Annotated in this window: 11 protein-coding genes; 7 read left to right on the forward strand and 4 right to left on the reverse strand. The window is 61.1% G+C overall.

The genetic code is table 11. The features are described 5' to 3' along the window. Positions 1–139: 139 nt before the first annotated feature. Both moeB and moeA read right to left on the reverse strand, forming a co-directional pair. Complete coding sequence (gene moeB, locus ABLU95_RS23690) at positions 140–895, reverse strand: molybdopterin-synthase adenylyltransferase MoeB (RefSeq protein WP_086075811.1); 756 nt, start codon at positions 893–895, stop codon at positions 140–142. Beyond that, positions 895–2,130, reverse strand: coding sequence for a molybdopterin molybdotransferase MoeA (gene moeA / locus ABLU95_RS23695; protein ID WP_023288965.1), 1,236 nt, complete (start codon positions 2,128–2,130; stop codon positions 895–897). Before moeA ends, moeB begins: the two co-directional genes overlap by 1 nt. 234 nt (positions 2,131–2,364) lie before the next feature. On the opposite strand from moeA, the gene iaaA reads away from it, so the two are divergent. From iaaA to gsiD, 5 genes are all read left to right on the forward strand, one after another. Next, the gene (iaaA, locus tag ABLU95_RS23700; protein WP_348880441.1) at positions 2,365–3,306 is read left to right on the forward strand and encodes a beta-aspartyl-peptidase; all 942 of its coding nucleotides are present in this window, start codon (positions 2,365–2,367) and stop codon (positions 3,304–3,306) included. 16 nt (positions 3,307–3,322) lie between these two features. Further along, on the forward strand, positions 3,323–5,182 hold the full coding sequence (gene gsiA / locus ABLU95_RS23705; protein WP_023288967.1) for a glutathione ABC transporter ATP-binding protein GsiA: 1,860 nt from the start codon (positions 3,323–3,325) through the stop codon (positions 5,180–5,182). A gap of 32 nt (positions 5,183–5,214) precedes the next feature. Next, a complete protein-coding gene (gsiB, locus tag ABLU95_RS23710) occupies positions 5,215–6,756 on the forward strand; it encodes a glutathione ABC transporter substrate-binding protein GsiB (protein ID WP_023288968.1) in 1,542 nt (513 codons plus the stop codon). A 72-nt stretch (positions 6,757–6,828) separates the two neighbouring features. Beyond that, the gene (gsiC, locus tag ABLU95_RS23715) at positions 6,829–7,749 is read left to right on the forward strand and encodes a glutathione ABC transporter permease GsiC (protein ID WP_004886274.1); all 921 of its coding nucleotides are present in this window, start codon (positions 6,829–6,831) and stop codon (positions 7,747–7,749) included. 1 nt (position 7,750) lies between these two features. Continuing rightward, positions 7,751–8,662, forward strand: a complete 912-nt coding sequence (gsiD, locus tag ABLU95_RS23720; RefSeq protein ID WP_023288969.1) for a glutathione ABC transporter permease GsiD — start codon at positions 7,751–7,753, stop codon at positions 8,660–8,662. A 670-nt stretch (positions 8,663–9,332) separates the two neighbouring features. Here the strand turns inward: gsiD and rimO are convergent. Both rimO and ABLU95_RS23730 read right to left on the reverse strand, forming a co-directional pair. Further along, a complete protein-coding gene (rimO, locus tag ABLU95_RS23725; RefSeq protein ID WP_023288970.1) occupies positions 9,333–10,658 on the reverse strand; it encodes a 30S ribosomal protein S12 methylthiotransferase RimO in 1,326 nt (441 codons plus the stop codon). 235 nt (positions 10,659–10,893) lie between these two features. After that, positions 10,894–12,135, reverse strand: coding sequence for an oligosaccharide MFS transporter (locus ABLU95_RS23730; RefSeq protein WP_023288971.1), 1,242 nt, complete (start codon positions 12,133–12,135; stop codon positions 10,894–10,896). Between the two features lie 371 nt (positions 12,136–12,506). Between ABLU95_RS23730 and bssR the strand changes: the two genes are divergently transcribed. Next, positions 12,507–12,890, forward strand: coding sequence for a biofilm formation regulator BssR (bssR, locus tag ABLU95_RS23735; protein ID WP_348880445.1), 384 nt, complete (start codon positions 12,507–12,509; stop codon positions 12,888–12,890). Between the two features lie 115 nt (positions 12,891–13,005). After that, on the forward strand, positions 13,006–14,115 hold the full coding sequence (locus ABLU95_RS23740) for a PQQ-dependent sugar dehydrogenase (RefSeq protein ID WP_277475309.1): 1,110 nt from the start codon (positions 13,006–13,008) through the stop codon (positions 14,113–14,115). The last annotated feature ends 2 nt before the right edge of the window (positions 14,116–14,117 follow it).

Below are 14,117 nucleotides of genomic sequence, written 5' to 3' on the forward strand. Positions count from 1 at the left end.
GCGTATGAATATAAAAACACTTTCAAATGAAAGTTATATTGACGCAAATCAACAAGCGGGATGGCGATAATCGCCAGGGGATAGAACAACGGCAGAGGTCACAACTTCACCGGCGACGACCCTCGCCGGCGGCTGAACGTTAGCGCCTACCGCATACCTCGCACTGCGGGTGGCGCATCAGCTTCATTTCACGAAACTGGCAGGTCATGGCGTCGTACATCACGATTTTCCCGCTGGCGGGCGTGCCGTAGCCGGTCAGCAGCTTAATGGCCTCCATCGCCTGCAGGGAACCGATAGTGCCCACCAGCGGGGCCATCACGCCGGCTTCGACGCAGGTGAGGGCGTTTTCGCCAAACAGGCGGCTCAGGCAGCGGTAGCAGGGTTCGCCCTCCTGATACGTGAAGACGCTGATCTGCCCCTCCATGCGGATCGCCGCCCCGGAAACCAGCGGGGTTTGGTGGCGGAAGCAGCCGGCGTTGAGCTGGTTACGGATGGCGACGTTGTCGGTGCAGTCGAGCACCAGATCGTGCCCGGCAATCTGCCCCGCCAGCGCCGCTTCGTCCAGTAAGGCATTGAGCGGCGTCAGATGAACGTGCGGATTAATGCGCGCCAGCGCCTCGCGGGCGGAGTCCACCTTCGGCTGGCCGATGGCGGCGTCGCTGTGCAGCGTCTGGCGCTGCAGATTAGAGAGCGAGACGGTGTCGAAATCGAGCAGGGTGAGCTGTCCCACCCCGGCGGCGGCCAGATACTGCGCGGCGGCGCAGCCAAGTCCGCCGAGGCCGACCACCAGCACGCGAGCGGCCTTTAGCCGCTCCTGGCCGTCAAAATCAAAACCGCGCAAAACAATCTGTCGGTTATAGCGCAACATCTCTTCATCGCTCAGCTCCACGGCCATTACAGCCCCCCAAACAGATGGCTAAACGGTTCGACGTCGACCCATTCGCCCGCTTCAACGTGGCCGCGCTCGCGCTCCAGCACGATAAAGCAGTTGCCGAGGCTGAAAGAGCTGAAAATGTGCGAGCCCTGATGACCGGTGGTGGTCACCACCAGCTCGCCGTCCGGGTTGCGCTGCAGAATACCGCGCTGAAAATCGAGGCGGCCCGGGGACTTTTTCAGCCGCGCGGCGGCCCGCACCCGCAGGCGGGTCGCCTGAAGCGGACCGTGCTTACCGGAGAGCTTCGCCAGCAGCGGCTGTACCAGCTGACAGAAGGTGACGGTGGCGGAAACCGGGTTGCCCGGCAGGCCGCAGAACCAGCTGCTGCTGAGCTTGCCGAAGGCGAAGGGTTTGCCCGGCTTGATCGCCAGCTTCCAGAAGCCGATCTCCCCCAGCTCTTCAAGAATGGTTTTGGTGTAGTCGGCTTCGCCCACCGAGACGCCACCGGAGCTGATGACCACGTCGGCCTGCTGGTCGGCGGCGATAAAGGCCTCACGCAGTTGCGTCGGATCGTCAGGAATAATGCCGAGGTTAATGACCTCGCAGCCCAGCTGTTCGAGCATCAGATGCACCGCCAGGCGGTTGGTATCGTAAATCTGGCCGTCGCCGAGCGGTTGACCCGGCAGCTGCAGCTCATCGCCGGTCGAGAAGACCGCGACGCGGACCTTGCGCACCACCTCGACGTCGGCAATGCCCAGCGAGGCCAGCACCGGCAGCTCGGCTACCGTCAGCGGCGTTCCCGCCGGGAAGACCACCGCGCCGTGGGCGATATCTTCCCCGCGGCGGCGAATATGCTGCCCGGCTTTCACCGGCGCGGTAAAGCGCACGCCGGCGTCGGTCTGTTCGGTCTCTTCCTGCATGACCACCGCGTCGCAGCCCGCAGGCACCGGCGCGCCGGTCATGATGCGGATACAGGTGCCGGTGGGCCAGGCGTCGTGAAACGGCTGGCCGGCAAAGGCCTTCCCGGCGACCGGCAGGGCCGCGCCGTCGTTGAGGTCGCTCAACCGGACGGCATAGCCATCCATCGCCGCGTTATCAAAGCCGGGGACATCCAGCGGGGAGATAATGTCATGGGCGGTGACGCGCGCGAAGGCCTGCAACAGCGGTACAGTCTCCGTCGCGCTCAGCGGCGTAATACGATCGAGCATCTGGGTGAGGGCTGTGTCGAGCGGCATCAGTCCGGCGGTAAAATCCATGGGTCACTCCTGCGGGCAAAACGGCGAAAACGCCTATTATGGCAGAAAAGCGGCGCGGGCTGTATGCCACCTGGGTACGAGGCTTTACATCGACCGCCGCTCTTTCTATATTCAAAAATTGTATAAGGCATTCAGCAATATAATGATATCAATACCCTTATTCCTGACGTGACCGGCGCCGCGACGCGGTACGACAGGGCGGGGCTATCCACTTCATCGTTAAGGACTGGCGAAATGGGCAAGGCGGTTATAGCAATTCACGGCGGCGCAGGGGCGATTTCTCGCGCGCTGATGACGCCGGAGCGGGAGCGGGAGTACGTGGCGGCGCTGTCGGCTATCGTCGAAAGCGGGCAGAAAATGTTGGCTGCAGGCGCCAGTGCGCTGGATGCCGTGACCGAGGCCGTCCGTCTGCTGGAGGAGTGTCCGCTGTTTAACGCCGGGATGGGCTCGGTATTTACCCACGATCAAACCCACGAGCTGGACGCCTGCGTGATGGACGGCTACAGCCTGCAGGCGGGGGCGGTGGCCGGGGTCAAACATCTACGTAATCCGGTGCTGGCGGCGCGTCTGGTGCTGGAGGAGAGCCCGCACGTGCTGCTGATCGGCGAGGGGGCGGAAAATTTCGCCTTCTCCCACGGAATGGCGCGCGTCGATAACGATCTCTTTTCCACCCCCGAGCGTCTGTTGCAGCTGCAGGAGGCGAAAGCGGGCGGGGAGATCATCCTTGACCATCACGCCGCTCCGCTCGACGAACGGCAGAAAATGGGCACCGTCGGGGCGGTGGCGCTCGATCTGGCCGGCAATCTGGCGGCGGCGACCTCCACCGGCGGCATGACCAACAAACTGCCCGGACGCGTCGGCGACAGCCCGCTGCCGGGCGCGGGGTGCTACGCCAACAACGCCAGCGTGGCGGTCTCCTGCACCGGCACCGGCGAAGTCTTTATGCGTACCCTGGCGGCCTACGATATCGCCGCCCTGATGGAGTACGGTCAGCTCAGTCTCTATTCCGCCTGCGAGCGGGTGGTGATGGAGAAGCTGCCGGCCCTCGGCGGCAGCGGCGGGCTGATTGCCGTCGATCGCGAAGGCAACGTCGTTTTACCGTTTAACAGCGAAGGCATGTACCGCGCCTGGTGTTATGCCGGCGATACGCCGACCATTGGCATTTATCGCGAATAGAACAAGGGAGAGGAGAGTGCCGCAAACTCACGAAACGGATACCTGCGAAGTACTGGTGGTGCGCAACCTGAACGTGGCGTTCCGCCAGCAGGATGCGCCAGAGGTGCAGGCCGTGCGTCAGCTTTCCTTCAGCCTGCGCCGCGGCGAGACGCTGGCGATTGTCGGGGAGTCCGGTTCGGGAAAATCGGTCACCGCGCTGGCGCTGATGCGTCTGCTTGACGCCGCCAGCAGCGAGGTGAGCAGCGAGGGGCTGTGGCTGCGACGGCGCAACCGGCAGGTGATCGCGCTCAATGAGCAATCGGAGGCCGAAATGCGCCGGGTACGCGGCGCGGATCTGGCGATGATTTTTCAGGAGCCGATGACCTCGCTGAACCCGGTATTCACCATCGGCGAGCAGATCGCCGAATCCCTGCGCCTGCACCAGGGGCTGGGGCGCGAAGAGGCGCTGCGCGCGGCGAAAAAGATGCTCGACCAGGTGCGTATTCCCCAGGCGGAAGAGATGCTCTCACGCTATCCGCACCAGCTCTCCGGCGGCATGCGCCAGCGGGTGATGATCGCCATGGCGCTCTCCTGTCGGCCGGCGGTGCTGATTGCCGACGAGCCGACCACGGCGCTGGATGTCACCATTCAGGCGCAAATTTTGCAACTTATCGCCGTCCTGCAAAAGGAGATGGCGATGGGGGTGATCTTTATCACCCACGACATGGGGGTGGTGGCCGATATCGCCGATCGGGTGCTGGTCATGTATCGCGGCGAGGCGGTGGAGACCGGCAGCGTCGAGGAGATTTTCCGTTCACCGCAGCACCCTTATACGCAGTCGCTGTTGGCGGCGGTCCCCCGGCTGGGGGAGATGCGCGGTCAGGATCTGCCGCGCCGCTTTCCGCTACCGGGGCAGCCGCTGGCGGAGACAGACACGCCAGACACGGTGGTGGCGGGGGAGCCTATTCTGCAGGTGCGCGATCTGGTGGCCCGTTTCCCGGTGCGCGGCGGACTGCTCAATCGCGTGACGCGCGAAGTGCATGCGGTGGAGAAGGTGAGTTTTGATCTCTGGCCGGGAGAGACCCTGTCGCTGGTGGGCGAGTCCGGCTGCGGCAAGTCGACTACCGGCCGGGCGCTGCTGAGGCTGGTTGAGACCCAGGGGGGCACCATTACCTTCGATGGTCAGCGGATCGATACCCTCTCCGGCAGCAAGCTGCAGTCCCTGCGGCGCAATATTCAGTTTATTTTTCAGGACCCTTACGCCTCGCTCGATCCGCGCCAGACGGTCGGCGATTCGATTATGGAGCCGCTGCGGGTGCATGGCCTGCTGGACAGGGAGGCGGCGCGCGAGCGGGTCGCCTGGCTGCTAAAGCGCGTGGGGCTGCAGCCGGAGCATGCCTGGCGCTACCCCCACGCCTTTTCCGGCGGCCAGCGGCAGCGGATCTGCATTGCCCGCGCGCTGGCGCTTAATCCGAAGGTGGTGATTGCCGATGAGTCGGTGTCGGCCCTGGATGTCTCCATTCGGGCGCAGATTATCAATCTGATGCTCGACCTGCAGCGCGAAATGGGCATCGCGTTTCTGTTTATTTCCCATGATATGGCGGTGGTGGAGCGCATCAGCCACCGCGTGGCGGTGATGTATCGCGGCCGGATTGTCGAAATCGGCCCGCGCCGCGCGGTGTTTGAAAACCCGCAGCACCCCTATACCCGTAAGCTCATGGCCGCCGTACCGGTGGCCGACCCGGCCTACCGTCATCCGCAACGGGTCCTGCTGTCAGATGACGTTCCGGGCAATATTTATAAGCGGGGCGAGGAGATCGCCAGCCCGCCATTGCAGCAGGTTGGGCCGGGCCACTTCGTCGCCCGCGACGCCGCCGATGTGCTGGGCAGAGCATAACAACACATAACGCACCTTTTCAGGAGAACACGATGACACAACCTGTTTCACGCAAATGGTGGCTGGCGCTGAGTATCGCGGCGGCCCTGGCGAGCGCCCCCGCTTTTGCCGCCAAAGATGTGGTGGTGGCGGTCGGGTCTAACTTCACGACGCTCGACCCCTATGATGCCAACGATACCCTGTCGCAGGCGGTGGCGAAGTCCTTTTATCAAGGCCTGTTCGGCCTTGATAAAGAGATGAAGCTGCAAAATGTCCTTGCCGAGAGCTACACCGTGTCGCCGGATGGCCTGGTGTACACCATCAAGCTGCACAGCGGGGTGAAATTCCAGGATGGCACCGACTTTAACGCCGAGGCGGTCAAGGCTAACCTCGACCGCGCCAGCAACCCGGAAAACCATCTTAAGCGCTATAACCTGTATAAAAATATCGCCAGCACCGAGGCGGTCGATCCGACCACGGTGAAAATTACCCTCAAGCAGCCGTTCTCGGCGTTTATTAATATTCTCGCCCATCCGGCGACGGCGATGATTTCGCCGGCGGCGCTGAAAAAATATGGCAAAGATATCGGCTTCCACCCGGTGGGCACCGGGCCGTATAAGCTCGATACCTGGAACCAGACCGACTTCGTGAAGGTCAGCAAGTTCGATGGCTACTGGCAGCCGGGGCTGCCGAAGCTGGATTCCATTACCTGGCGACCGGTGGTCGATAACAATACCCGGGCGGCGATGCTGCAGACCGGCGAGGCGCAGTTCGCCTTCCCGATCCCCTATGAGCAGGCGCCGCTGCTGGCAAAAAACAGCAAACTGGAGCTGGTGGCCAGTCCGTCGATCATGCAGCGTTACATCAGCATGAACGTGACGCAGAAGCCGTTCGATAATCCGAAGGTGCGCGAAGCGATCAACTACGCCATCAACCGCCAGGCGCTGGTCAAGGTGGCGTTTGCCGGCTATGCCACCCCGGCGACCGGCGTGGTGCCGCCGTCGATTGCCTACGCCCAGAGCTACCCCGCGTGGCCTTACGATCCGGCGAAAGCGCGCCAGCTGCTGAAAGAGGCCGGCTACCCCAACGGGTTTAGCACGACGCTGTGGTCGTCACATAACCACAGCACCGCGCAGAAAGTGCTGCAGTTTACCCAGCAGCAGCTGGCGCAGGTGGGCATTAAGGCGCAGGTGACGGCGATGGACGCCGGTCAGCGAGCGGCGGAAGTGGAAGGTAAAGGGCAGAAAGAGAGCGGGGTACGGATGTTCTATACCGGCTGGTCCGCCTCCACTGGCGAAGCCGACTGGGCGCTGTCGCCGCTGTTTGCTTCCCAAAACTGGCCGCCGACCCTGTTCAACACCGCCTTTTACAGCAACCCGCAGGTGGATAGCGCGCTGAGCGAGGCGCTGAAAACCACCGATCCGCAAGAGAAAACCAAACTCTATAAGGCGGCGCAGGATATTATCTGGAAAGAGTCGCCGTGGGTGCCGCTGGTGGTGGAGAAACTGGTCTCTGCCCACAGCAAGAATCTCACCGGCTTCTATATCCAGCCGGACACCGGTTTTAGCTTCGAACAGGCAGATTTAACACCGTGAAGGTCGAGATGATGCCCTCCGGCACGGGTGGGAGGAGGGCGGTTTTTCCGCGGGGCGGGGGGTGGAGGTACGATGCTCAACTATGTGATTAAGCGCCTGCTGGGGCTGATCCCCACCCTGCTAATCGTCGCGGTGCTGGTGTTTCTCTTCGTCCATATGCTGCCCGGCGATCCGGCGCGGCTGATTGCCGGACCGGAAGCCGACGCCCAGGTGGTGGCGATGGTGCGCCAGCAGCTGGGGCTTGACCAGCCGCTGCACGTCCAGTTTTGGCACTACATCACCAACGTGCTGCGCGGCGATTTTGGCATGTCCATGGCCTCGCGGCGTCCCGTTGCCAGTGAGATAGCCAGCCGCTTTATGCCCACCCTGTGGCTGACGCTGGCCAGCATGAGCTGGGCGGTGCTGTTTGGCATGGCGGCGGGGATCGCGGCGGCGGTGTGGCGCAATCGCTGGCCTGACCGTCTGGGAATGGCGCTGGCGGTGAGCGGCATTTCGTTTCCGGCCTTTGCCCTCGGCATGCTGCTGATGCAGGTGTTTTCGGTTGAGCTGGGCTGGTTGCCGACGGTGGGCGCCGACAGCTGGCGGCACTATATTTTGCCTTCGCTGACCCTTGGCGCGGCGGTGGCGGCGGTGATGGCGCGCTTTACCCGCGCGTCGTTCGTCGATGTGCTGCATGAAGACTATATGCGTACCGCCCGGGCGAAAGGGGTGAGCGAAACGCGGGTGGTGCTCAAGCATGGTCTGCGCAATGCGATGATCCCGGTCGTCACCATGATGGGGCTGCAGTTCGGCTTTCTGCTCGGCGGCTCGATCGTCGTGGAGAAGGTCTTCAACTGGCCGGGGCTGGGGCGACTGCTGGTCGATTCGGTAGAAATGCGCGATTACCCGGTGATTCAGGCGGAAGTGCTGCTCTTTTCGCTGGAGTTTATTCTTATCAATTTAGTGGTGGATGTGCTGTACGCGGCCATAAACCCGGCTATCAGGTATAAGTAAGGTGCGATTGCTTAACTGGAGAAGGCAGGCGGCGCTGAACGCCATGCCGGGCATCAGGCCCGGCGAGATCCATACCCCCTGGCATGAGTTCTGGCGGCGCTTTCGGCGTCAGCCGGTGGCCATGGGCGCCGGTATTTTTGTGCTGTTGCTGATTGCGGTGGCCATCGTCGCCCCATGGATAGCGCCGTACGATGCGGAAAATTATTTCGACTATGACCGGCTTAACGAGGGGCCTTCGCTGGTGCACTGGTTCGGCGTCGACTCGCTGGGGCGCGATATTTTCAGCCGGGTGCTGGTGGGCGCGCAGATCTCGCTGGCCGCCGGGGTGCTGGCGGTGCTGATTGGCGCGGCTATCGGCACGGTGCTTGGGCTGCTGGCCGGCTACTATGAGGGCTGGTGGGACCGGCTGATTATGCGTCTGTGCGACGTGCTGTTCGCCTTTCCGGGGATCCTGCTGGCGATCGCGGTGGTCGCCGTCATGGGCAGCGGGATGGCCAACGTGATTATCGCCGTGGCGATCTTCTCGATCCCGGCGTTCGCCCGGCTGGTGCGCGGCAACACCCTGGTATTAAAGCAGCAGACTTTTATTGAATCGGCGCGCAGCATTGGCGCCAGCGATGCCACCATCCTCTTCCACCACATCCTGCCGGGGACGGTGTCGTCAATTGTGGTTTATTTCACCATGCGCATTGGGGTATCGATTATTTCGGCGGCCAGTCTGTCGTTTCTCGGCCTCGGCGCGCAGCCGCCCACGCCGGAGTGGGGTGCCATGCTCAACGAGGCGCGGGCGGATATGGTGATGTCCCCGCACGTGGCGCTGTTTCCGGCGGTGGCGATTTTCTTGACCGTGCTGGCGTTTAATCTGCTGGGGGATGGCCTGCGCGATGCGCTGGATCCGAAGTTAAAGGGGTAGGGGACGTCGGGTGACGGTCTGGCGCACGACGGGGGGATAAGCTGCATCGGTTGCCCCTTTCTCATCCGGGAAAAGCGTATATCACGTGTGGCGTCAGCGCACATTGCGCTCCCGGTTAATTTTCTGCGTTATGTCTCTTACGGTGCAGGGAGCGCACAGGGTGCGGCCAGTCGCCGCCGCCCCCTGTACCCCCGGGCTCCGGCCAGCAAAATCGCCACTGCGTGGTCCCTTCGACTTATCCCTGCAGGCTTCGGGTCGGGCCGAGGCAGCGTCCGTGCAAAACACGGCCCTCAGCCCGCATCCATGCGGGCTGCCCCGGCCTTCCGGGAACGTCTCAGCGATTTTGAGGCCGCCAGCACCGGCAGTTTCAGCAAGGCTGGTGAATAAATTAACGACAGGTCGTAAGAACGTAGGCCGGGTCAGGCGTAGCCGCCACCCGGCATAAAAACGGCTCCGTGCCCGCTGTCATCGCCCGGTGGCGCTGCGCTTACCGGGCCTACGAGGTATGAGCCTGTGAGAGGACCCTCCAGGCCGGGTAAGGCGCAGCCGCCACCCGGCAAAATAACGGCGCAACAGGGTTGCCTGGAAGGTAATCAATGCTGCGCTTGCCGGGCCTGGGGGGGTGAGCCTACGGGAGGCCCCCCCAGGCTGGGGAATGCGGGAAGCTGGACTAGATCCGGGTTCCCCACAGATCGTATTCGTCGGCGTGCTCGACTTTCACCCGCACCACGTCGCCCGGCTTAACGCGGGTTTCGCCGTTCAGGTAGACCGCGCCGTCGATTTCCGGGGCGTCGGCCATGCTGCGGCCAATGGCGCCTTCTTCATCCACTTCATCCACCAGCACCAGGATTTCGCGGCCCACTTTTTCCTGCAGACGCTCGGCAGAGATCTGCTGCTGAAGCTGCATAAAGCGGTTCCAGCGCTCCTCTTTCACCTCTTCCGGCACCTGGTCCGCCAGCTCATTGGCGGTGGCGCCTTCAACCGGGCTGTACTTGAAGCAGCCGACGCGGTCGAGACGCGCCTCTTTCAGGAAGTCGAGCAGCATCTGGAAATCTTCTTCCGTTTCGCCCGGGAAGCCCACGATAAAGGTGGAGCGCAGGGTCAGATCCGGGCAGATTTCACGCCACTGCTTGATGCGCGCCAGCTGACGGTCCGCGGATCCTGGACGCTTCATCAGCTTCAGGATACGCGGGCTGGCGTGCTGCAGCGGAATATCGAGGTACGGCAGAATTTTGCCTTCCGCCATCAGCGGGATCACATCGTCGACGTGCGGGTACGGGTAGACATAGTGCAGGCGCACCCAGATGCCGAGCTTCGCCAGCTCTTCGCACAGGCTGACCATGCTGGTCTTCACCGGCATACCGTTGTGGAAACCGGTGCGGTGCTTGACGTCGACGCCGTAGGCGGAGGTGTCCTGCGAAATCACCAGCAGCTCTTTCACGCCAGCGTCAGCGAGGCGTTTGGCTTCCGCCAGCACTTCGCCAATCGGACGGCTCACCAGATCGCCGCGCATGGACGGAATAATGCAGAAGGTGCAGCGATGGTTGCAGCCTTCGGAAATTTTTAAGTAGGCGTAGTGGCGCGGCGTCAGCTTCACGCCCTGCTCCGGCACCAGGCTCAGGAACGGGTTGTGCTTCGGCTTTGGCGTATAGTGGTGGACGTGCTCCAGCACCTGCTCATAGCTGTGCGGACCGGTGATCTCCAGCACCTTCGGGTGCACTTCGCGGATCTGATCCTCTTTTGCGCCGAGACAGCCGGTGACGATCACCTTGCCGTTCTCTTTCAACGCTTCGCCGATCGCTTCCAGCGATTCCTGCACAGCGCTGTCGATAAAGCCGCAGGTGTTAACGATCACCATATCGGCGTTGTCGTAGGTAGGTACGACGTCATAACCTTCGGTGCGCAGTTCGGTCAGGATACGCTCTGAGTCCACGAGGTTTTTCGGGCAGCCCAGGGAGACGAAGCCGATTTTCGGCTGGTGCGTGACATTGCTCATAGCTTAAAAAGTGTTCAATTATTGGAATGGTCAGGGCAGGAATTCTACAGATCTTTGCGAAAAAGAGTATAGCTCCGTCACGGTTAATGGTGAAAAAGCGCACCCAACCCTGCCTTTCACGCCCCTGCCGCTACAGCGGATCCCGCACGCCCCGGGGCAGAGGGGCGGGAAACGCTTCCGGCACACCGTGCGCGCGGGCGGCGATTCATGCCCGGCGTTGTTGCCGGGGGGAGACTTATTGCGCCGGGGTGACGGCTCCGGAGGGGGCGACGCCGGGCTTTTTCGGCTCGCGCTTATCCTGCAGCGTGAAGACAGAGATCAGAGTAAAGAGCCCGGCGATGCCGCCGAGGATCAGATAGGTGTCGGCGAAGCCAATGGTATCGTACAGATAGCCTGCCAGCGGCGAGTAGATGGCGGTGGCGATCGAGGCGACAAACAGCACCAGTAAATAGACTGTTGAAGAGAGCTTGTGGTCGAAGTTGGCGGCGATGAATTTAAAGACCGACACCAGAATTAACGGTTTCTCCAGGGCATGCATCATTTTTACTGCGCCAATCCACACCGGGCCGAGAGGCACCGCCGAGCCAGCAATACGTACCGACATGATCAGCCCGGCAATGATCAGCGCCCATTTGGCGCCGGTCCGGTTAACAAACCACGGCATCAGGCATAAGAACAGCGTTTCGCCGCACACCTGAATGGAGGCGAGGATCCCATACCAGCGGTTGCCTTCCTCCGGCGTCGGGAACTGCAGCGAGAAGTACTGGGCAAATTGCTGATCGTAGGTGTCATAAATCTGCGTGACGAACAGGGTAAAGATCAGCAGCATCCAGAACTGGCGGTTCTTCGCCAGCTCAAGGGCATGGGAGACCTTCAGCGATTCGCTTCGCGCCACATCGGCGTCAGTTAATTCGATTTTGGTCAGCATAAAGCAGACGGCGGCGATGACGATGGCGAGGCTGGCGAGCCAGAAGGCCAGATTGGGATTGCTGTCGATATATTTACCGACGATCCAGGCCGCGGCCGCCCAGCCTAACGAGCCCCACATCCGCACCCGACCGTATTCGAACTGGTAGCGGCGGGAAATCTTATCGATATAAGAGTCGATTACCCCGCAGCCGGAGTTAAAGATGATCCCCAGATAGATCCCCCCCAGCAGCGCGCCAATCCAGAAGCTGTGCATCAGCAGCGGCGCGTAAACGTAGATAAAGAAGGGGCCTACCGGCAGGAGCAGCGCCACCAGCAGCCAGATAAGGCGTTTTTTCAGGCCGAACTTGTCGGAGATAAAGCCGAAGAAAGGCTGCATCAGCAGGGCGATAAAGGCGTTGACCGAATAGAGCAGGCCGGTTTTCGTGGCGCTGATGCCAAGGTGCTGGGTGGTCCAGATGACAAAGAAAGCCATGGTCGACGACCAGGCGAACAGGTAGAGGAAATCGAAAAGACTCAACAGAAGGTAGTTTCTTTTACCGGGCGTCATGGTTCAGTTCCTTGCAAATGGGCAGAGAGATTATCAGCGAACCGCGGTCGCTGTTTTTATTAAATGTTATACGTATTACATTAATGGTTTGTTATGGCATCCTGGCTGGCAATCGTGCAATAGCGCCAGCAATATAATGTGATCATTGCAGCACTATTTTGGCCTTTTTATGGCGGCGAATGCGAATTGATTTCTTTATGAAATTAAATGTGATCGTATAACATAATCTTTGTTATATACCTGACAAAGCGGCAAGGTTGTTACATTGTAAAGGGTGTTAAAGGCTTGGGAATAATTGACCTGGCGCATCATTTTGTACAAAAAATAACCGTATTATGGATGAGGTAAAGGACGACAGAGGAGGAACCGTGATGACCGTTGACAGACTATACCGCCACCTTTTGCAGAAGCTCATTAACGCCAATATCGATATTGACGCCTATCTGCAGCTGCGAAAGGCCAAAGGCTACATGTCAGTCAGCGAAAATGACCATCTGCGTGAAAACTTGTTTGAGCTTTGCCGTGAAATGCGTGCTCAGGCGCCGCGCCTGCAGAATGTCATTTCACCGGAGGAGAGGGATGCCCTTCGTTTGGCCGGCGAGTCCGTCGCCGCCGCTGCAGTATGCCTGATGAGCGGACATCATGATTGTCCGCTGTACATCGCTATTAACGTAGAGAAGCTAGAACGCTGTCTGACAGGATTGACTTCAAATATTCATAAATTGAATAAATTGTCGCCAATCCCTCATGCCTGATCGGCTGAAACCCAGGGGAAGTGGACGCTTCCCCTGTTAAAGGTTATGTAAAAATCCCCGCGCAAATTTCCCCGCTGGCTACCCTTTAGCGCAGAGCTGACGAAAGGAGAATGCCATGCGTCCGATCCCGCTGCTGTTGCTATTGAGCGCCCTGTCGCTGCCGGCCCTGAGCCAGGCCGCGGTGCGGGTGGAAGTATTGCAGAACCGGCTGGCCCATCCGTGGGGCCTGGCGTTTCTCCCCGGCGACCAGGGCATGTTGATTACTCTGCGCGGCGGCGAGCTCAAGCGCTGGCAGCCGGGTAAAGGCTTGTCGGCGCCGATAGCCGGCGTGCCGCAGGTGTGGGCCAACGGCCAGGGAGGCTTACTGGACGTGGCGCTGGCCCCGGATTTCGCGCAGTCGCGGCGGGTGTGGCTAAGCTATGCGGAGAGCGACGCCAGCGGCAAAGCGGGCACCGCGGTGGGCTACGGGCAGTTGAGCCAGGATGCCACGCAGCTGACGAACTTCACCGTGGTGTTTCGCCAGCAGCCGAAACTCTCCGTCGGCAATCATTTTGGCGGCCGGCTGGTGTTCGACGGCAAAGGGCATCTGTTTATTGGCCTCGGGGAGAACAATCAGCGTCCCACCGCTCAGGATCTCGGCAAGCTACAGGGAAAAGTGGTCCGTCTGACGGAGACCGGGGGCGTTCCGCCGGATAACCCCTTTGTTGGCCGGGCCGACGTGAGGCCGGAGATCTGGGCCTACGGCATCCGCAATCCGCAGGGTATGGCGATGAATCCGTGGAGCGGGGCGCTGTGGCTGAACGAGCATGGCCCGCGCGGCGGGGATGAAATTAATATCCCGCAGGCGGGAAAAAACTACGGCTGGCCGCTGGCGACGCACGGCATTAACTACAGCGGCCTGCCCATTCCGGAGGCCAGGGGCAAGACGGTGCCGGGGACCGAGCCTCCCCTGTATGTCTGGCCGGTCTCACCGGGAGTGAGCGGGATGGCCTTTTACGCGGCGCAGACCTTTCCCCAGTGGCAACATAAGCTGTTTATCGGCGCGCTGAAGGAGACATCGCTGATTATCCTGACGGTGGACGGCAATCAGGTCCGTGAGGAGGGGCGCCTGCTCGAGGCGCGCGGGAAACGGATCCGCGACGTCCGCGTGGGACCCGACGGCTATCTGTATGTATTAACCGACGAGTCTAACGGCGAGCTATTGCGGCTGAGTCCGGAGAGTTAATT

This window comes from Klebsiella sp. GG_Kp146, from assembly GCF_040061975.1.
Taxonomy (GTDB): Bacteria; Pseudomonadota; Gammaproteobacteria; order Enterobacterales; family Enterobacteriaceae; genus Klebsiella; species Klebsiella quasipneumoniae.

Coding starts and splice junctions, on each gene's coding strand:
- moeB (WP_086075811.1), bottom strand. CDS start 895: ATGGCCGTGGAGCTGAGCGATGAAGAGATGTTGCGCTATAACCGACAG.
- moeA (WP_023288965.1), bottom strand. CDS start 2,130: ATGGATTTTACCGCCGGACTGATGCCGCTCGACACAGCCCTCACCCAG.
- iaaA (WP_348880441.1), top strand. CDS start 2,365: ATGGGCAAGGCGGTTATAGCAATTCACGGCGGCGCAGGGGCGATTTCT.
- gsiB (WP_023288968.1), top strand. CDS start 5,215: ATGACACAACCTGTTTCACGCAAATGGTGGCTGGCGCTGAGTATCGCG.
- gsiC (WP_004886274.1), top strand. CDS start 6,829: ATGCTCAACTATGTGATTAAGCGCCTGCTGGGGCTGATCCCCACCCTG.
- rimO (WP_023288970.1), bottom strand. CDS start 10,658: ATGAGCAATGTCACGCACCAGCCGAAAATCGGCTTCGTCTCCCTGGGC.
- ABLU95_RS23730 (WP_023288971.1), bottom strand. CDS start 12,135: ATGACGCCCGGTAAAAGAAACTACCTTCTGTTGAGTCTTTTCGATTTC.
- bssR (WP_348880445.1), top strand. CDS start 12,507: ATGACCGTTGACAGACTATACCGCCACCTTTTGCAGAAGCTCATTAAC.
- ABLU95_RS23740 (WP_277475309.1), top strand. CDS start 13,006: ATGCGTCCGATCCCGCTGCTGTTGCTATTGAGCGCCCTGTCGCTGCCG.